Origin of the sequence: Enterobacter genomosp. O (genome assembly GCF_001022965.1) — a bacterium.
Taxonomy (GTDB): Bacteria; Pseudomonadota; Gammaproteobacteria; order Enterobacterales; family Enterobacteriaceae; genus Enterobacter; species Enterobacter cloacae_L.
Genome location: NZ_LECZ01000027.1, coordinates 791,606 through 808,989, shown reverse-complemented (window position 1 = coordinate 808,989; position 17,384 = coordinate 791,606). Strand labels below are relative to the sequence as shown.

Genomic DNA, 17,384 nt, shown 5'->3' with positions numbered 1-17,384 from the left:
GGGCGCGTGTCATCGTCAGGCTGTTCGTCAGTTTTGACGATGACACGTTAGGGAGGAATGGCGAGCAGAAACTCAGAGATCGTCCATCGTGTAACCCACCACGATTTCCAGGGTCTTACGAATCACATCCGCCTGAACCACGTCGTGGGTGGCTTCAAGCGTCTGAATGAGCCAGAGGATGATTGCCTTATTAGACAGATGCCCCTCGGAGGCCAGAACACAGCGTACTGCAGTAGAAAAAATAGCGGACTCTTCAGCAAAACGATCGCCTGCGTGACGGAAGTACTCCGACAGCGCACTGTCTAAAAAAGCAGAGTGGTATTCGGGTTGAAGCTGAATATTTTGTCTCATTTGTTCTCACCGTAGCTGTTAAATTGCAGTCAATGTATTTTTTTGGGATCGGACGGTTTTCCACTTCCAAATAACGGCACAACATTGTCTCTGTTATCGTTGAGAGGTCCCTCTCTTTTCGTTCGTCCTTGCGCGGTTCTGCGACGTGTAAAGGCGATGCTGTTTGAGCCGATTTCGGCAATCACCACCGCAAGTGTCTCCCGCCGCCGGGGATCCTTTTCATGTTCTTTCATGCTCCGCAGACGCTGCAGCAATCCTTCGGTTGTCACTGGCCCCCGCTCCTTAAGAAGAGAGAGAACGGCTTCACCGATTAGCTGGTCGATCAGTCGGTCTGCGTTACTGCTATTCATAACCTTACCGTTCGAAGAGCAGACCAAGCAGCATGTGGTAATGCTCTTCCTCTTCCGGCCCGTCGGCCTTTTCGAGGCGGCTGAGCAGTTTGGTACAGAGCGATTTGCGATTAAGGTTTCGCCCGTCGCTGAGGATTTCGACAACCACCTGACCCAGCGTCTCCTGTTGAGTAGGAAGCGCGGCCTTTTCGAAGTACTGTGCGATCGCTGCTGCGGAATCTGTGGCGTAACCTTTCTGCTGCATGTTTCGCTCCTGTAAAATTTTGTAATCACTAACGTTACAATTAAGGTATACATAATTTCCAAATCTGTACACTCAAAATGTACAGATTTTTAATATTTCTATGATATATTTTATAAATTACTTTGTTTTCATTGGTTTATGATATTGTCATGAACCGGTAACGTTACAGGATATATTGTACAAAATGGACCGACACTGGTAAGTTGTACAGCACGGAAAAATGTTTCATTAACTGCCGTAAATGATTGAGATGTAAATTATTTGTCAGGCAATTAATGTGCTATAAATGATCCTTATCCACCTTTTTTGTGGCCAAAACCCTAACCCCCAGGAATAGCATGCTCACAACCATCATTTACCGCAGTCATATCTGCGAGGACGTTCCAGTGAAAGCGCTGGAAGCAATGGTCGCTGCTGCCAATAGTAAAAACCGGCAATCCAATGTGACGGGGATCCTGCTGTTTAACGGCACGCATTTTTTCCAGCTGCTTGAAGGGCCAGTGGAGCACGTTACTGCAATTTATGAGCAGATCTGTAATGACCCGCGCCACCATAACGTGGTTGAGCTGATGCGCGACCACGGGCCTGTCCGGCGCTTTGGCAAAGTGGGGATGGAGCTTTTTGATTTGCGCCACTTCGACAGGGACGAGGTGCTGCAGCAGGTGCTCAACAAAGGAACGACGCGTTACCAGCTGACGTATAACGACCGTCCGCTGCAGTTTTTCCGTACCTTTGTCGAAGCCACTGAAAAAGCAAACTATTTTGAACTGCCGCCGGCAGATTCATGGGATTTCGTTACCGAAGAAACACGCTTGTCCGCACAGCCTGAGGTGGTCGCGAAAGGGGCAGACTGCAGCTTTGCGTTCCAGCCGATTGTCGATCCGTTTATGCAGCAGGTCGTCTCCTGGGAGGCGCTTATCCGCACCCCTGACGGCGGCTCGCCTGGCGTCTATTTCGCTAACCGCCCGCGTGACGAGGTCTATGCATCTGATTTGCAGAGCAAGCAGGTAGCGCTTTCCATGGCCAGCGCGCTGGGATTACAGGACCAGACGCTATCCCTTAACCTGCTGCCCATGACGCTGGTTAACATTCCCAACGCCGTGGATTTCCTGCTCACCGCGATTGAAGCAAACGGGTTTGTACCCGAGCAAATTGTGGTGGAGTTTACCGAAAGCGAAGCTATTTCCCGTTTTGATGAATTCACCGATTCGGTCAGGCAGCTCAAAAGTGCGGGCCTCAGCGTGGCGATCGATCACTTTGGCGCCGGTTTTGCGGGGCTACAGCTGCTGGCTCAGTTCCAGCCGGACAGAATTAAGATTAATCGCGATCTGGTCGCGAACGTGCACAAAAGCGGCCCCCGACAGGCCATCATTCAGGCGATTATCAAATGCTGTTCCTCGCTCGAGATCCAGTTCTGCGCGGTGGGCGTGGAGAAGGCGGAAGAGTGGATGTGGCTGGAGTCCGCGGGAATTTCCCAGTTCCAGGGACATCTTTTTGCCAGCCCCCGGCACGGCGGTATTCCGGCTATTGCATGGCCAGAGAAAAAATCCGAGTTCTGATAAAGCTGTACACAATCGGGCAGAGTTAACTGTACGAACTGCAAATTTTATACAACAATGTATTAACAGGTGAGGGGGAGAAGCAGCCCATTCACCTGAGCAAAATGCGGTCTTAGTTATACAAATGGTGTGTACAATCTGATAAGGTTGGTGCAGTTAGGTATGGAAGTTCTGAGCGTGAGGGAGTTAATGGCCTATTACAGTATCGGCGAAGTGGCCGAACGATGCGGTATCAACCCCGTTACGCTGCGTGCCTGGCAGCGCCGTTATGGATTGTTGAAGCCGCAGCGCAGCGAAGGGGGTCATCGTCAGTTCGACGATGAAGATATCCTGCGCATTGAAGAGATTAAACGCCTGATGAAAAGCGGCGTTTCGGTCGGAAAAGTGAAAGCCTTGCTGGAAAACAAGGAAGTATTGACGCAGGGCAACTGGGTCTCGTTCCAGGAAGAGATGATGACCGTTTTGCGCTACGCCAGCCCGGCAAAGCTGCGCGCCAAAATAGGCGAGTTCCGCCGCGATCACGCGATGGATCCGCTGATTGACAATATTCTCTCTCCCGTCCGTCAGCGAATGAACCAGGATCAAAACACCGTGCGTCACATGGCAAGCCTTTTTGACGGCGTACTGATCGAATTCGCGATTGCGAGTCTGGCGGAGTCCCGCAAGAAAGCCGGTCAGGACGCTCTCCTTATTGGCTGGGAATGCGATGACCGGACCCATCTGTGGCTCGAAGCCGCGCGCTTATCGCAGAAGGGCTGGCATATTGACGTGCTGGCAGAACCGATTGACTCACCGCGTCCCGAGCTTTTCCCCGGGCAAAAAATCTTCGTCTGGACGGGAAAATCGCCAACGCCTCGCCAGCAGGAACAACTCGACCACTGGCGTGAGCAGGGCTTTGCTGTCTCATTTCATCACTGATCGAGAGAGGCCTTGAGGGCCTTCTTTTGTTTTTGTCCCGTTCCTCACTGAAGCTATCTCAAAAATAGGCATTTCCGATGCATATTTTACTTTTCTCCTCTCCGTCAAAAATGTCGTGGCGAAATGCATTATTAATCAATGCATTGAACAAATAAATCCATCCTGCCTGCATCTTCCCACAGGGTCTATGCTTAATAAAAGTAGCCAAAAAGGGCGGTTTAGCCGAATGCCCCTGCTGTCAGAGGGTTGAAGTGATAATCGTTATCACTAACATGGTGTTATGCCCTGATGGCTTATCAGATGAGGTGGACCTATGGAACTGCATTCAGAAACCTTTAATCCTGCCGATTTTGCCTGGCGCGGCTTAACGCTCACGCCAGCGGCGGCGGCACATATTCATGAGCTGGTGGCGAAAAAGCCCGAGATCCTCGGCGTGCGTTTAGGTGTCAAACAGACCGGCTGCGCAGGCTTCGGTTACGTGCTCGACACCGTCACCGAACCCGAGAAGGATGACCTGGTATTCGAAACGGACGGCGCGAAATTGTACGTCGCGCTGCAGGCCATGCCGTTTATCGACGGCACCGAAGTGGACTACGTCCGCGAAGGCTTAAATCAGTTATTCAAATTTCATAACCCGAAAGCCCAGAACGAATGCGGCTGCGGCGAAAGCTTTGGGGTATAGGCGGTACTATGTCTCGTAATACTGAAGCAACGAGTGAAGTAAATACCTGGAGCGGTGGGCACCTCAACTATAAAGAGGGGTTCTTCACCCAGCTGCAGACGGACGAGCTGGCGAAAGGCATCAACGAAGATGTCGTTCGGGCAATCTCGGCGAAACGTAATGAACCCGAGTGGATGCTGGAATTTCGCCTGAGCGCCTTCCGCGCCTGGCTGGAGATGGAAGAGCCGCACTGGCTGAAAGCGCATTATGACAAGCTGAACTATCAGGACTACAGCTACTACTCCGCGCCCTCCTGCGGCAGCTGTGATGACACCTGCGCCTCGCAGCCCGGCGCGGTGCAGCAAACTGGCGCGGAAAACAGCTTCCTCAGCAAAGAGGTAGAAGAGGCCTTTAACCAGCTGGGCGTGCCGGTGCGTGAGGGGAAAGAGGTGGCGGTGGACGCCATTTTTGACTCCGTCTCGGTGGCGACCACCTACCGCGAAAAGCTGGCCGAGCAGGGGATCATTTTCTGCTCCTTCGGCGAAGCCATTCACGATCACCCGGAACTGGTGAAAAAGTACATCGGGACCGTGGTGCCCTCTAACGACAACTTCTTTGCGGCGCTCAACGCGGCGGTGGCCTCAGACGGCACCTTTATCTACGTGCCGAAAGGGGTACGTTGCCCGATGGAGCTCTCGACCTATTTCCGCATCAATGCGGAAAAAACCGGTCAGTTCGAGCGCACGATTCTGGTGGCGGACGAAGGCAGCTACGTCAGCTACATCGAAGGGTGTTCCGCCCCGGTCCGCGACAGCTACCAGCTGCACGCGGCGGTGGTAGAGGTCATCATCCATAAAGATGCCGAGGTGAAGTACTCGACGGTGCAAAACTGGTTCCCGGGCGACGGCAATACCGGCGGCATCCTGAACTTCGTGACCAAACGTGCGCTGTGCGAAGGTGAAAACAGCAAGATGTCGTGGACACAGTCAGAAACCGGCTCTGCCATCACCTGGAAATACCCGAGCTGCATCCTGCGCGGGGATAACTCCATCGGTGAGTTTTACTCGGTGGCGCTCACCAGCGGCCATCAGCAGGCGGATACCGGCACCAAGATGATCCACATTGGTAAAAACACCAAATCGACCATCATCTCGAAAGGCATTTCTGCCGGGCACAGCCAGAACAGCTATCGCGGGCTGGTGAAAATCATGCCGACGGCCACCAACGCGCGAAACTTTACCCAGTGTGACTCAATGCTGATTGGCGCAGACTGCGGCGCGCACACCTTCCCGTACGTCGAGTGTCGAAACAACACCGCCCAGCTTGAGCATGAGGCGACGACGTCGCGGATTGGGGAAGATCAGCTCTTCTACTGCCTGCAGCGCGGGATCAGCGAAGAAGATGCCATCTCGATGATCGTTAACGGCTTCTGTAAGGACGTGTTCTCTGAACTGCCGCTGGAATTTGCCGTTGAAGCCCAAAAACTCCTCGCTATTAGTCTTGAACACAGCGTCGGTTAAGGAAAGCACATGTTAAGCATTAAAGATTTACAGGTTAGCGTAGAAGATAAAGAGATCCTGCGTGGCCTCAATTTTGACGTTAAGCCGGGTGAAGTTCACGCCATCATGGGGCCGAACGGTTCCGGGAAAAGTACGCTTTCTGCGACGCTGGCGGGCCGCGAAGATTACGAGGTGACTAACGGCTCGGTCGAGTTTCACGGGAAAAACCTGCTGGAGATGTCGCCGGAGGACCGCGCGGGAGAGGGCATCTTTATGGCCTTCCAGTACCCGGTAGAAATTCCGGGCGTCAGCAACCAGTTCTTCCTCCAGACGGCGCTGAATGCGGTGCGCAAGTATCGCGGCCTGGAGGCGCTGGACCGCTTCGACTTCCAGGACCTGATGGAAGAGAAGATCAAACTGCTGAAAATGCCGGAAGATCTGCTGACCCGCTCGGTCAACGTCGGCTTTTCCGGCGGCGAGAAAAAGCGTAACGACATCCTGCAGATGGCGGTTCTGGAGCCCGAGCTGTGCATACTGGATGAGACCGACTCCGGTCTGGATATCGACGCCCTGAAGATCGTTGCTGACGGGGTGAACTCCCTGCGCGACGGCAAGCGCTCGTTTATTATCGTCACCCACTACCAGCGCATTCTGGACTACATCAAGCCGGATTACGTTCACGTGCTTTACCAGGGGCGTATTGTGAAATCCGGTGATTTCACGCTGGTTAAACAACTGGAGGAGCAGGGTTATGGCTGGCTTACCGAACAGCAGTAATGCGCTCCAGCAGTGGCACCGGCTGTTTGAAGCCCAGGGGGGCACGCGCTCCGAGCAGGCGCAGCAGCATCTGCAGCAGATGCTGCGTCTCGGGTTGCCGACGCGCAAGCATGAGAACTGGAAATACACCCCGCTTGATGGCCTGCTGAACGCCGAGTTTGTGACCCGCCTGGCGGAAATCGCTCCGGCGCAGCGCGACGCGCTGGCGCTGAATGTCGATGCCCTGCGCCTGGTGTTCGTCGACGGTCAGTTCCGCCCCGAGCTGAGCGACGCCCTCCAGGAGAGCGGATTTGAGGTTGAGATTAACGACGATCGCCAGCGCCTGAGCGCTCCGGTTCAGCCTGAAGTCTTCCTGCATCTGACCGAGAGCCTGGCCCGCGGCGTGACGCATATCCGCGTGAAGCGTAACCAGCGCCCGGCAAAACCGCTGCTGCTGATGCACATCACTCAGGGTCTGGAGGGCGACGAAATCAACACCGCGCACTATCGCCACCATCTTGAGCTGGCGGAGGGGTCGGAGGCCACGGTAATCGAGCACTACGTCAGCCTCAACGACACCCGCCACTTTACCGGGTCGCGCCTGACGATGAACGTCGCCGCTAACGCGCAGCTTCACCACGTCAAGCTGGCGTTTGAGAATGCGCAGAGCCACCACTTTGCCCATAACGATATCGTGCTGGGTCAGGACGCGGCGGCATACAGCCATAGCTTCCTGCTCGGCGGGGCGGTGCTGCGCCACAACACCAGCACGCAGCTCAACGGTGAAAACACTACGCTGCGCATCAACAGCCTGGCGATGCCGGTTAAATCAGAGGTATGCGATACGCGCACCTGGCTGGAGCACAACAAAGGCTACTGCAACAGCCGCCAGCTGCACAAAACCATCGTGAGTGATAAAGGGCGCGCGGTGTTTAACGGCCTGATTAACGTGGCGCAGCACGCCATTAAAACCGACGGGCAGATGACCAACAATAATCTGCTGTTAGGCCGCCTGGCGGAGGTAGACACCAAGCCGCAGCTGGAGATCTACGCCGACGATGTGAAATGCAGCCACGGCGCGACGGTCGGACGAATCGATGACGAGCAGATGTTCTACCTGCGTTCCCGCGGTATCGACCAGCAGGCGGCGCAGAAAATGATTATCTATGCGTTTGCCGCCGAACTGACGGAAGCGCTGCAGGATGGTCAGTTAAAACAGCAGGTGCTGGAGCGTATCGGCCAGCGTCTGCCTGGAGGCGCAGCATGAGTTTTCCCGTCGAGAAAGTACGGGCAGATTTCCCGGTTCTGACCCGTGAAGTAAACGGTCTTCCTCTGGCCTATCTGGACAGCGCGGCCAGCGCGCAGAAGCCGAATCAGGTGGTGGACGCAGAGGCCGAGTTTTATCGCCACGGTTACGCCGCCGTACACCGGGGGATCCACACGCTGAGCGCGGAAGCCACGCAGCGCATGGAGAACGTGCGCACGCAGATTGCCGCCTTCCTCAACGCGCGCTCGCCCGAAGAGCTGGTGTTTGTGCGCGGTACGACGGAGGGGATCAACCTTGTCGCCAACAGCTGGGGCAACGCGCAGGTCCACGCGGGGGATAACATTATCATCACCCAGATGGAGCACCACGCCAATATTGTACCGTGGCAAATGCTCTGCGAGCGCGCTGGCGCGCAGCTTCGGGTGATTCCGCTGAACGTCGACGGGACGCTTCAGCTCGAGCAGCTAGACGCACTGCTTGACGATAAAACGCGGCTGGTGGCGGTCACCCAGGTTTCCAACGTGCTGGGAACCGAAAACCCGGTCGCGGAGATCGTCGAAAAGGCCCATCGGGCGGGCGCGAAGGTGCTGATTGACGGTGCCCAGGCGGTGATGCACCACGCGGTTGACGTCCAGGCGCTGGACTGCGATTTCTACGTCTTCTCCGGACACAAGCTCTACGGCCCGACCGGGATTGGCGTGCTGTATGTGAAAGAAGACATCCTGCAGGCGATGCCGCCGTGGGAAGGGGGCGGGTCGATGATCGCCACCGTTAGCCTGTCGGAAGGGACCACCTACGCCCGCGCGCCGTGGCGTTTTGAGGCGGGCACGCCCAACACCGGGGGCATTATCGGGCTGGGGGCGGCGGTTTCTTACGTTTCTGCGATTGGCCTTGATGTCATTCAGGAGTATGAACAGCTGCTGATGCACTATGCGCTTGCCCAGCTTGCCAGCGTACCGGATCTTACCCTCTACGGACCTGCCGACCGGCAAGGGGTGATCGCGTTTAATCTCGGAAAACACCACGCCTATGACGTGGGTAGTTTTCTCGATAACTACGGCGTAGCGGTCCGTACCGGGCACCACTGCGCCATGCCGCTGATGGCGTTTTACCAGGTACCGGCAATGTGCCGCGCATCGCTGGTGATGTACAACACAACGGAAGAGGTCGACAGGCTGGTGGCGGGGCTAAAACGCATTCACCAGCTGCTGGGCTAACGGAGAGGCGAAAGATGGCAGAGCTGCCGGACAAAGATAAATTACTGCGTAACTTCTCGCGTTGCGCAAACTGGGAAGAGAAGTATCTCTATATCATCGAGCTGGGGCAGCGCTTACCGCCGCTCGGCGAAGAAGCGCATAGCCCGGAAAACATTATTCAGGGCTGTCAGAGCCAGGTGTGGATTGTGATGGCGCAGTCGGATGACGGCACTATCGAATTACACGGCGACAGCGATGCTGCCATTGTAAAAGGGCTTATTGCGGTCGTCTTTATTCTTTATCACCGGATGTCGGCGCAGGATATTGTCGCGTTCGACGTCCGCCCGTGGTTTGAAAAAATGGCCCTGACCCAGCACCTCACCCCGTCCCGCTCTCAGGGGCTGGAAGCGATGATTCGCGCCATCCGCGCCAAAGCTGCAATCCTTAGCTAGACTTACAGAACAGCATTCATTCTGTTTCGCGAGGTGGTTCCCGCCTCGCTGGTTTTTCAGCTTTCTGGCATCCTGCCGGTGAATAAGGAATCTCAGCATGAAGCGCGCGTCTCTAATAACTCTATTACTTCTCAGTTCGCTCGGAGCCCTTAATTCGGCCCGCGCGATGGACTATCCGTTGCCGCCCGCAGGCAGTCGTCTGATTGGGCAAAATCAAACCTACACGATACAGGAAGGGGATAATAAGCTGCAGACCATCGCCCGCCGGTTTAATACCGCGGCGCAGGTGATCCTGGAAACGAACAATACCATTGCGCCGGTCAACCCGGCTCCGGGAACCGTCATCACCATCCCGTCGCAGATGCTGCTGCCGGACACGCCGCGTGAGGGCATTGTGGTTAACCTCGCTGAGCTTCGGCTCTACTACTTCCCGCCGGGAGAAAACATTGTTCAGGTTTTCCCGCTCGGCATCGGACAGCTGGGGCTGGAAACGCCGGTTACGACCACGCGCGTGAGCCAGAAAATCCCTAATCCCACCTGGACACCCACAGCGGGCATCAGAGCACGCTCTCTGGAGCAGGGAATTAAGCTGCCTCCGGTAGTACCTGCCGGGCCAAATAACCCTCTGGGACGCTTCGCACTGCGTTTAGGCGTGGGCAATGGGGAATATCTGATCCACGGCACCAGCGCGCCGGACAGCGTCGGCCTGCGGGTCAGTTCCGGCTGTATGCGGATGAATGCCCCGGACATTAAAGCCCTGTTCGAACAGGTGCGGGTGGGCACGCGGGTACAGATTATCAATGAACCGGTGAAGTTCTCCGTTGAGCCGGATGGCAAACGCTATATTGAAGTCCACCGTCCGCTGGCGCAGGCAGAGGGCGAAAACCCGCAGGTCTCGCCAATTACCCATTCCGCAGACTTTGCGACCTTTGTTTCTCAGGCGGGAAGCGATAAGGCGCTTATTGATAAAGCCCTGTCACGCCGCGCCGGGATCCCGGTTGTCGTGTCGTCAGGTAGCGGCCCGTCAGCCAGTAATAACGTGTTGTCCGTGCAGAACAGTCGGGTGTCCGCTGCGGTAGCGGAAGATGAAGGGGAGAAGGTGACGCAGTAGCCGTTTGACGGAGGCAAAAAAAAATGGCGCACAATGTGCGCCATTTTATTAACAGGTACTATTACTTACGGTATTTAGTAGCCTGGTTGTCCAGACGCTGGTTAGCGCGAGCTGCGTCGTCTTTAGCAGCCTGAACGTCGGAACGGATTGCGTTCACGTCGTTGCTCAGCTGGTCAACTTTAGCGTTCAGAGTCTGAACGTCAGAAGACAGCTGATCGATTTTAGCGTTGCTGGAGCAACCAGCCAGCAGAGTAGAACCCAGGATTACCGCGCCCAGTACCAGTTTAGTACGATTCATTATTAATACCCTCTAGATTGAGTTAATCTCCATGTAGCGTTACAAGTATTACACAAAGTTTTTTGGGTTGAGAATATTTTTTTGATGGGAATACACCTATTTTTGATCGTTCGCTCAAAGAAGCATCGAATCAGCCCTTTTCGGGCAAAAATCTAAGGAAAAAAAGGCATTTATCATCGGATTCATCTTAGATAATTCGCAATTAAATAGAAAAACCCGATTTGCATTTTGAATGACTTTGGCTAATGCCAGAAATAAAAAAAGCGCCCGGCGGGCGCTTTTTATCAAAATTAATTCGTTCGGGAATTATTACAGCACGTGAACAGATGCGGTATTGGTGGTTCCGCTTGGTACCAGCGCGCCAGAAACCATGACCACAACGTCGCCTTTCTGTGCCAGGCCGCGATCAACCAGCTCCAGAGCCACTTCTTTACCCAGACGATAGAAATCATCGGTAGAGGCGATCTCTTTCACCAGGTGTGGGATCACGCCTTTGCTCAGCACCAGCTGACGGGCAGTGGTTTCATTGGTGGTCAGCGCCAGGATGGTCGCATCCGGGAAGTATTTGCGCACGGCGCGAGCAGATTTACCGCCCTGAGTAGCAACCACGATCAGCGGCGCTTCCAGCTTCTCAGCGGTTTCTACTGCACCGCGGCAGACCGCTTCGGTGATGCGCAGCTTACGGCTGTCGTTGTTGTAGTCCAGACGGCTCTTCATCACGCGGTCGGTACGTTCGCAGATGGTGGCCATGATGGACACCGCTTCCAGCGGATATTTACCTTTCGCGGATTCGCCGGACAGCATAACGGCATCAGTACCGTCGAGGATGGCGTTTGCCACGTCGCCTGCTTCAGCGCGGGTTGGGCGTGGGTTTTTGATCATGGAGTCCAACATCTGCGTGGCGGTGATAACCACTTTACGCGCGCGAACGCATTTCTCGATCATCATCTTCTGCGCGAAGATTACTTCTTCAACCGGGATTTCAACGCCCAGGTCGCCACGGGCAACCATGATGCCGTCAGACGCTTCGAGGATTTCGTCGAAGTTGTTCAGGCCTTCCTGGTTTTCAATTTTGGAGATGATCTGGATCTTCTCGCCGCCGTGCGCTTTCAGGTGCTCACGGATTTCAACCACGTCGGAACGTTTACGGATGAAGGAAGCGGCAACGAAGTCAACGCCTTGCTCGCAGCCGAAGATCAGGTCTTGCTTGTCTTTTTCAGCCAGGGCTGGCAGCGCGATGGAAACGCCCGGCAGGTTAACGCCTTTGTTCTCGCCCAGGTCGCCGTTGTTCAGCACTTTACAGATAACCTTGTTACCTTCGATAGCGGTGACTTCCATACCGATCAGACCATCGTCTACCAGCACGGTGTTACCGACGGACAGGTCGCTGGTGAAGCCTTCATAGGTCACTGCAACGATTTCATTGTTACCGACCACGGATTTGTCCGTGGTGAAGGTGAAGGTCTGGCCTGCTTTCAGAGAGACGTCGTTACCGCCTTCCAGTTTGATGGTACGGATTTCTGGGCCTTTGGTATCCAGCAGGATGGCGGCTTTTTTACCGGTCTTGCTCATTACGTTGCGCAAGTTCTGGATACGCTGACCGTGTTCTGCATAGTCACCGTGGGAGAAGTTCAGACGCATCACGTTCATGCCGGCGTCCAGCATTTTGGTCAGCATCTCTTCAGATTCGGTTTTCGGGCCGATAGTACAAACAATTTTCGTCTTTTTCATGACAGTCTTAGTCTTTAAGTTGGGAAGGATATGGAAATCTCGCTCCGGGGGCGCACCGCCGCGGAGTCAAACCTGTGTTGCAAAAGAGTATATGACACGCACTAAGGATAGGAGACATCAAATGAGCGTGCAGAAGAAAGTGTGCCTGAGTGACAGCCCAACGAAGGAGAGGAGAAGTTGTACGTTGTTTTGTGTATTCCAAGCGCTGAAACCATTCACCAGGGATTAGGCGCGCATTATACGCTGATTTTAAGATAAAAGGAAAATGGAAACGGTGTTTCAAAAATAATCTGTGCAGTTTCACATAATATTGTTATCAAGGCGTTAAGCCATAATGACAACTTATGGCGGCAGGTGATTGACCTGCCGCGCTTTGCCTATTTTTGCAGCGCCTGGCTGAGGTCGGCAATCAGGTCTTTAGGATCTTCAATCCCCACTGACAGGCGGATCAGCTGCGGCACAATGCCGTTTGCCAGCCGTTGCTCAAGCGGAATGGAGGCGTGCGTCATGCTGTAAGGCTGGCTCACAAGGCTTTCCACGCCACCCAGGCTTTCCGCGAGGGTAAACAGCTTCAGGTTGCGGATCACTTCCGTTGCGCGTTGCGCATCGCCTTTCACCACGACGGAAATCATCCCGCCTGGCAGCGCCATCTGCGTGCGGGCAAGCTGATACTGCGGGTGCGATTCCAGACCGGGATAGAAAACGTTTTCCACCAGAGGATGCTGATCGAGCCATTGCGCAATCGCCAGCGCGTTGGTGCTGTGCTTTTCGACGCGCAGCGCAAGGGTGCGAATACCGCGCAGGGTCAGGAAGCTGCTGAACGGATCCAGAACGCCGCCCACCGCGTTTTGCAGATAGCCCAGCTTATCCGCCAGTTCCTTGTTGTCCCCGACAATCGCCAGCCCGGCCACCACGTCTGAGTGGCCGTTAAGGTATTTGGTGGCGGAGTGCACCACGATATCAAAACCCGACTCCAGCGGGCGATGGATAACCGGCGATGCAAAGGTATTATCCGCCACGCTGATGACGTTATGACGACGGGCGATTGCCGCAATCGCCGCGAGATCTGCCAGCTTCAGCAGCGGGTTAGTTGGCGTTTCGACCCAGACCATACGCGTGTCCGGACGAATGGCGGCCTCCAGCCCGGCCAGGTCGTCCGGTTTAACCCAACTGACCTGCAGGCCGGTGCTGCGCTTGCGCACGTTCTCGATCAGACGGTATGTACCGCCGTAAACGTCATCAATGGCGACGATGTGGCTGTCTTTATCCAGCAGTTCGAGCACCGTGGAGATGGCCGCCAGACCAGAGGCGAAAGCGTAGCCGCGCGTACCGCCTTCCAGTTCGGCGATGGCGGTTTCCAGCGCATGACGGGTGGGATTGCCGCTGCGCGAATATTCATAGCCGGTATGTTCCCCGGGAGAGGGTTGCGCAAACGTCGAGGTGGCGTAAATTGGCGGCATCACCGCACCGTGCTGGTCGTTGAACTCGCCGCTGTGGACGCTCAGGGTTGCCAGGTTTTTCATCATCAATTCCTTTATTGCTGTAGACGGTTGCGCCATGCGGTCAGCACGTCGCTGCGCGTAATCAGACCCAGAAAGCGGTCGTTATCATTAATTACGGCCACCAGGCCGCGGTCGAAGATGGCGTTCAGGGCGCTTTCCGGAGCGTGTTTATCCAGGAATTCCACCTGACGCGTCATGGCCGCAGTCACCGGAAGCGCGAAGCGATCGCCGTCGCCGCCGATATGCCGCAGAAGATCCCATTCGTCGATAATGCCCACCACCTTGCCGTTCTCCAGCACCGGCAGCTGGGAGATGTCATACAGACGCATGCGCGCCAGGACGGTGGAAAGCGTGTCGTCCGGGGCGGCGGTGACGGTGGCGCCTTCATCGTGGCGCAGGGCGATGTAGTCGGAGAGGTCGCCAGCCTGAGGGCGTGCGATCAGCCCCTGCTGACGCATCCAGTCGTCGTTAAACATCTTCGAGAGGTATTTGTTGCCGCTGTCGCAGGCGAAGGTCACCACGCGCTTCGGCGTGCTCTGCGCCTGGCAATACTTCAGCGCCGCCGCCAGCAGCGTGCCGCTGGAGGAGCCCGCCAGAATGCCTTCCGTTTTCAGCAGATCGCGCGCGGTGGTGAACGCTTCGCGGTCGGTGATGCGCCAGGCGCGATTCACGCCTTCGATATGGGCCAGCGGAGGAATAAAGTCCTCACCGATCCCCTCAACCAGCCATGAGCCTGCATCGTGGTAGCGCCCGGTTTCCACCTGGTCGGCCAGCACGGATCCGGCCGGGTCTGCGAGGATAAACTCCGTGTGCGGAGAGTGCTCGGCGAACCACGCCTGCAGGCCGCCCAGGGTACCGCCTGAGCCGACACCCACCACGATGGCGTCGATCTTGCCGTCAAGCTGCTCATACAGTTCCGGTGCCGTAGTGGTGCGGTGTGCCAGCGGATTGGCTTCGTTATTGAACTGGTCAATGTAAAACGCGCCGGGCAGTTCATTGGCCAGACGCTGGGCGTAATCCTGGTAATAGGCGGGATGGCCCTTATTGACGTCGGAGCGGGTCAGCACCACCTGAGCACCCAGCGCGCGCAGGTGGAAAATTTTCTCGCGGCTCATTTTGTCCGGCACCACCAGGATCAGCGAGTAGCCTTTCTGGGCGGCGATCAGGGCCAGGCCGAGACCGGTATTGCCCGCCGTCGCCTCAATAATCGTGCCGCCCGGCTGCAGCTGGCCGGTACGCTCCGCTTCGTTAATCATCGACAACGCCACGCGATCCTTAATGGAGCCGCCGGGATTCTGGTTTTCCAGCTTCAGAAACAGCGAGCAGGGACCGGTATCAAGCTTGTGCAGCTGGATAAGCGGGGTACGACCAATCAGTTCGGTGACGGAGTGGTAAATCGTCATGATGTTTTCCTTTCTGGATGTCATGACGGGATGATAGGGCGGTGAAATTTTAGCAATAAAGAACCATTCACTGCCTTTTAGAACAGAAAGGAATATAAATGACGTTTTTGGATGTCAGGACAGCAAGACGTAAAGTTGTCTGGATGTGAGGATGGCTATACTGGTGTAAAATGCTGCAAAAATGACCGTTTTTTGCGCGTGTCAGCCAGCAGATATGCATCTGGCAGATAATCATTGCTGAAATTGGTCTAAATGCTTCCCACCCGGTAAATCCGCTGTTTATTCCCCAAAGTAATAACACATTCTTTTTTGTTCATTTAAAAGCTGATAACGGCTGTTTACTATCGTTTGGACATCCATACTGCTAAACCGCCACGGGCGGCACGGATAACGAATAAGAATGATTGTACTGAGCAATATTTCGAAGGTTTTTGACAACGGAAAGGTGGCACTCACGGCCGTTGATAACGTCAATTTGACGATAGCACAGGGGCAGATTTACGGGATTATCGGTTATAGCGGAGCAGGTAAAAGTACGCTTATTCGCCTGCTCAATGGCCTGGAAAAACCCAGCACCGGCAGCGTAACCATCAACGGGCAGAACATTTCCGCGGCTAAAGGCGAAGCCTTACGCCAGGCGCGTCTGAAGATCAGCATGGTGTTCCAGCATTTCAACCTGCTGTGGTCGCGCACGGTGAGTGAGAATATCGCGTTCTCCATGCAAATTGCCGGCGTACCGAAAGCCGACATTAAGGCCCGCGTGGCCGAGCTTATCGAACTTGTCGGCCTGAAAGGCCGCGAGCACGCGTACCCGTCACAGCTGAGCGGCGGGCAAAAGCAGCGCGTGGGCATTGCGCGCGCGCTGGCCAATAGCCCGGACGTGCTGCTCTGCGACGAGGCCACCTCCGCGCTCGACCCGCAGACTACCGATCAGATCCTCGATCTGCTGCTGGACATTAACCGTCGCTTCAAACTGACCATCGTGCTGATCACGCACGAGATGCACGTGGTGCGCAAAATCTGCGACCGCGTGGCGGTGATGGAGAACGGTAAAGTGGTGGAAGAGGGGGACGTGCTGAGCGTCTTTACCCATCCACAGCAGCCGATTACGCAGCAGTTTGTCCGCCAGGTGAGCCAGTATGCCGAAGAGGAAACCTTCAATACCGAGCTGGCAAACGATCTGGAAGGGACGGTCATCAGGCTGACCTTCACCGGTCACAGCACGCATCAACCGATCGTGGGTGAGCTGACCCTGCGCTACGGCCTGCCGTTTAACATCCTGCACGGCAAAATGACGCAAACTGCCCACGGCGTGTTTGGTCAGCTCTGGGTACAGGTAGTGGCATCCGATGAACAACTGAACAATATCCTCGCCGACCTGAAGCAAAGCGATATTGAAGGCGAGGTGATTAAACATGGCTGAGGATCTCTTTCCGCATCTCAAGTGGGATCAGCTCTGGGCGGCGACGCTGGAGACGCTGTACATGACCGCACTGTCCGGCGTGGCAACCTTTGTACTGGGTATCGTGCTGGGTCTGGCGCTGTTTTTAACCGCGCGCGGCGGCTTGTTCCACAACCGCACGGTCTATAGCGTTATTTCGATCGTGGTGAACGTGTTCCGCTCCATCCCGTTCATCATTCTGATCGTCCTGCTGATCCCGTTCACCAAGACCGTCGTTGGCACCATTCTTGGTGCCAACGCGGCACTGCCGGCGCTGATTGTAGGCGCGGCACCGTTCTACGCACGCCTGGTGGAGATCGCCCTGCGTGAAGTGGATAAAGGCGTGATAGAAGCGACGCGCTCGATGGGCGCGCGACTGAGCACGTTAGTGTTTCGGGTTTTACTGCCGGAATCATCACCTGCACTGGTATCGGGTATTACGGTAACGCTGATTGCGCTGGTGAGCTACAGCGCCATGGCGGGGGTGATTGGCGCCGGCGGGTTGGGAAATCTGGCTTATCTGGAAGGATTCCAGCGCAACCATGGTGACGTCACGCTGGTGGCAACGGTGACCATTCTGATCATCGTTTTCATTATCCAGTTCTGCGGCGACGCCATTACTTCTCTGTTAGATAAACGCTAATA

At 55.4% G+C, this 17,384-nt stretch carries 19 protein-coding genes; 11 read left to right on the top strand and 8 right to left on the bottom strand.

The window, feature by feature from the left end; all coding sequences use genetic code 11:
- Positions 1–72: 72 nt before the first annotated feature.
- From ABR39_RS22625 to ycgZ, 3 genes are read right to left on the bottom strand one after another with little or no spacing between them, the layout of a single operon-like run.
- Positions 73–351, bottom strand: a complete 279-nt coding sequence (locus tag ABR39_RS22625; protein ID WP_047348831.1) for a biofilm/acid-resistance regulator YmgB/AriR — start codon at positions 349–351, stop codon at positions 73–75.
- A 29-nt stretch (positions 352–380) separates the two neighbouring features.
- The gene (locus ABR39_RS22620; RefSeq protein WP_047348830.1) at positions 381–701 is read right to left on the bottom strand and encodes a hypothetical protein; all 321 of its coding nucleotides are present in this window, start codon (positions 699–701) and stop codon (positions 381–383) included.
- A 4-nt stretch (positions 702–705) separates the two neighbouring features.
- Positions 706–945 carry a regulatory protein YcgZ gene (ycgZ, locus tag ABR39_RS22615; protein WP_024909397.1) on the bottom strand — a complete coding sequence of 80 codons (240 nt, stop codon included), beginning with the start codon at positions 943–945 and terminating at the stop codon, positions 706–708.
- Positions 946–1,283: 338 nt separating this feature from the next.
- Between ycgZ and ABR39_RS22610 the strand changes: the two genes are divergently transcribed.
- The 9 genes from ABR39_RS22610 (at position 1,284) to ldtE (ending at position 10,364) form a co-directional block, all read left to right on the top strand.
- Entirely contained in the window at positions 1,284–2,504 is a 1,221-nt protein-coding gene (locus ABR39_RS22610; RefSeq protein ID WP_047348829.1) for a diguanylate phosphodiesterase, read from the top strand.
- A gap of 189 nt (positions 2,505–2,693) precedes the next feature.
- The gene (locus ABR39_RS22605) at positions 2,694–3,422 is read left to right on the top strand and encodes a MerR family transcriptional regulator (protein WP_047348828.1); all 729 of its coding nucleotides are present in this window, start codon (positions 2,694–2,696) and stop codon (positions 3,420–3,422) included.
- Positions 3,423–3,735: 313 nt separating this feature from the next.
- The gene (gene sufA / locus ABR39_RS22600) at positions 3,736–4,104 is read left to right on the top strand and encodes a Fe-S cluster assembly scaffold SufA (RefSeq protein ID WP_008500631.1); all 369 of its coding nucleotides are present in this window, start codon (positions 3,736–3,738) and stop codon (positions 4,102–4,104) included.
- An 8-nt stretch (positions 4,105–4,112) separates the two neighbouring features.
- Positions 4,113–5,603, top strand: coding sequence for a Fe-S cluster assembly protein SufB (gene sufB / locus ABR39_RS22595; RefSeq protein ID WP_024909392.1), 1,491 nt, complete (start codon positions 4,113–4,115; stop codon positions 5,601–5,603).
- 9 nt (positions 5,604–5,612) lie between these two features.
- On the top strand, positions 5,613–6,359 hold the full coding sequence (gene sufC, locus ABR39_RS22590) for a Fe-S cluster assembly ATPase SufC (protein ID WP_047348827.1): 747 nt from the start codon (positions 5,613–5,615) through the stop codon (positions 6,357–6,359).
- Positions 6,334–7,605, top strand: a complete 1,272-nt coding sequence (sufD, locus tag ABR39_RS22585) for a Fe-S cluster assembly protein SufD (RefSeq protein ID WP_047348826.1) — start codon at positions 6,334–6,336, stop codon at positions 7,603–7,605. The genes sufC and sufD overlap by 26 nt, the downstream gene beginning before the upstream one ends.
- Complete coding sequence (sufS, locus tag ABR39_RS22580) at positions 7,602–8,822, top strand: cysteine desulfurase SufS (protein ID WP_047348825.1); 1,221 nt, start codon at positions 7,602–7,604, stop codon at positions 8,820–8,822. Before sufD ends, sufS begins: the two co-directional genes overlap by 4 nt.
- Positions 8,823–8,836: 14 nt before the next feature.
- On the top strand, positions 8,837–9,253 hold the full coding sequence (gene sufE / locus ABR39_RS22575) for a cysteine desulfuration protein SufE (protein WP_047348824.1): 417 nt from the start codon (positions 8,837–8,839) through the stop codon (positions 9,251–9,253).
- Positions 9,254–9,350: 97 nt separating this feature from the next.
- The gene (gene ldtE / locus ABR39_RS22570) at positions 9,351–10,364 is read left to right on the top strand and encodes a L,D-transpeptidase LdtE (protein WP_047348823.1); all 1,014 of its coding nucleotides are present in this window, start codon (positions 9,351–9,353) and stop codon (positions 10,362–10,364) included.
- A 61-nt stretch (positions 10,365–10,425) separates the two neighbouring features.
- On the opposite strand, the gene lpp is transcribed toward ldtE, so the two are convergent.
- The 5 genes from lpp to ABR39_RS22550 all read right to left on the bottom strand — a co-directional run bounded on the left by lpp (position 10,426) and on the right by ABR39_RS22550 (position 15,298).
- The gene (gene lpp / locus ABR39_RS22565; RefSeq protein WP_010430241.1) at positions 10,426–10,662 is read right to left on the bottom strand and encodes a murein lipoprotein Lpp; all 237 of its coding nucleotides are present in this window, start codon (positions 10,660–10,662) and stop codon (positions 10,426–10,428) included.
- Between the two features lie 309 nt (positions 10,663–10,971).
- A complete protein-coding gene (gene pykF / locus ABR39_RS22560; RefSeq protein ID WP_047348822.1) occupies positions 10,972–12,393 on the bottom strand; it encodes a pyruvate kinase PykF in 1,422 nt (473 codons plus the stop codon).
- A gap of 7 nt (positions 12,394–12,400) precedes the next feature.
- Positions 12,401–12,697, bottom strand: coding sequence for a hypothetical protein (locus ABR39_RS26425; RefSeq protein ID WP_430748981.1), 297 nt, complete (start codon positions 12,695–12,697; stop codon positions 12,401–12,403).
- A gap of 73 nt (positions 12,698–12,770) precedes the next feature.
- Entirely contained in the window at positions 12,771–13,916 is a 1,146-nt protein-coding gene (locus ABR39_RS22555) for a trans-sulfuration enzyme family protein (protein ID WP_047348821.1), read from the bottom strand.
- 11 nt (positions 13,917–13,927) lie between these two features.
- Positions 13,928–15,298 carry a pyridoxal-phosphate dependent enzyme gene (locus tag ABR39_RS22550; RefSeq protein ID WP_047348820.1) on the bottom strand — a complete coding sequence of 457 codons (1,371 nt, stop codon included), beginning with the start codon at positions 15,296–15,298 and terminating at the stop codon, positions 13,928–13,930.
- A gap of 400 nt (positions 15,299–15,698) precedes the next feature.
- Here ABR39_RS22550 and ABR39_RS22545 point away from each other — a divergent pair, with 400 nt between their 5' ends.
- Positions 15,699–16,721 (top strand): methionine ABC transporter ATP-binding protein, encoded by a 1,023-nt coding sequence (locus tag ABR39_RS22545; RefSeq protein ID WP_047348819.1) that lies wholly within the window; start codon positions 15,699–15,701, stop codon positions 16,719–16,721.
- Complete coding sequence (locus ABR39_RS22540; protein ID WP_047348818.1) at positions 16,714–17,382, top strand: methionine ABC transporter permease; 669 nt, start codon at positions 16,714–16,716, stop codon at positions 17,380–17,382. Before ABR39_RS22545 ends, ABR39_RS22540 begins: the two co-directional genes overlap by 8 nt.
- Positions 17,383–17,384: the final 2 nt, after the last annotated feature.

Bases quoted from the DNA above. Each gene is read 5' to 3' on its own strand.
- ldtE (WP_047348823.1), top strand. From the start codon at position 9,351: ATGAAGCGCGCGTCTCTAATAACTCTATTACTTCTCAGTTCGCTCGGA.
- ABR39_RS22545 (WP_047348819.1), top strand. From the start codon at position 15,699: ATGATTGTACTGAGCAATATTTCGAAGGTTTTTGACAACGGAAAGGTG.
- sufA (WP_008500631.1), top strand. From the start codon at position 3,736: ATGGAACTGCATTCAGAAACCTTTAATCCTGCCGATTTTGCCTGGCGC.
- ABR39_RS22625 (WP_047348831.1), bottom strand. From the start codon at position 351: ATGAGACAAAATATTCAGCTTCAACCCGAATACCACTCTGCTTTTTTA.
- ABR39_RS22620 (WP_047348830.1), bottom strand. From the start codon at position 701: ATGAATAGCAGTAACGCAGACCGACTGATCGACCAGCTAATCGGTGAA.
- sufE (WP_047348824.1), top strand. From the start codon at position 8,837: ATGGCAGAGCTGCCGGACAAAGATAAATTACTGCGTAACTTCTCGCGT.
- sufD (WP_047348826.1), top strand. From the start codon at position 6,334: ATGGCTGGCTTACCGAACAGCAGTAATGCGCTCCAGCAGTGGCACCGG.
- ABR39_RS22610 (WP_047348829.1), top strand. From the start codon at position 1,284: ATGCTCACAACCATCATTTACCGCAGTCATATCTGCGAGGACGTTCCA.
- sufB (WP_024909392.1), top strand. From the start codon at position 4,113: ATGTCTCGTAATACTGAAGCAACGAGTGAAGTAAATACCTGGAGCGGT.
- lpp (WP_010430241.1), bottom strand. From the start codon at position 10,662: ATGAATCGTACTAAACTGGTACTGGGCGCGGTAATCCTGGGTTCTACT.
- ABR39_RS22550 (WP_047348820.1), bottom strand. From the start codon at position 15,298: ATGACGATTTACCACTCCGTCACCGAACTGATTGGTCGTACCCCGCTT.
- ycgZ (WP_024909397.1), bottom strand. From the start codon at position 945: ATGCAGCAGAAAGGTTACGCCACAGATTCCGCAGCAGCGATCGCACAG.
- sufC (WP_047348827.1), top strand. From the start codon at position 5,613: ATGTTAAGCATTAAAGATTTACAGGTTAGCGTAGAAGATAAAGAGATC.
- ABR39_RS22555 (WP_047348821.1), bottom strand. From the start codon at position 13,916: ATGAAAAACCTGGCAACCCTGAGCGTCCACAGCGGCGAGTTCAACGAC.
- ABR39_RS22540 (WP_047348818.1), top strand. From the start codon at position 16,714: ATGGCTGAGGATCTCTTTCCGCATCTCAAGTGGGATCAGCTCTGGGCG.
- sufS (WP_047348825.1), top strand. From the start codon at position 7,602: ATGAGTTTTCCCGTCGAGAAAGTACGGGCAGATTTCCCGGTTCTGACC.
- pykF (WP_047348822.1), bottom strand. From the start codon at position 12,393: ATGAAAAAGACGAAAATTGTTTGTACTATCGGCCCGAAAACCGAATCT.
- ABR39_RS22605 (WP_047348828.1), top strand. From the start codon at position 2,694: ATGGCCTATTACAGTATCGGCGAAGTGGCCGAACGATGCGGTATCAAC.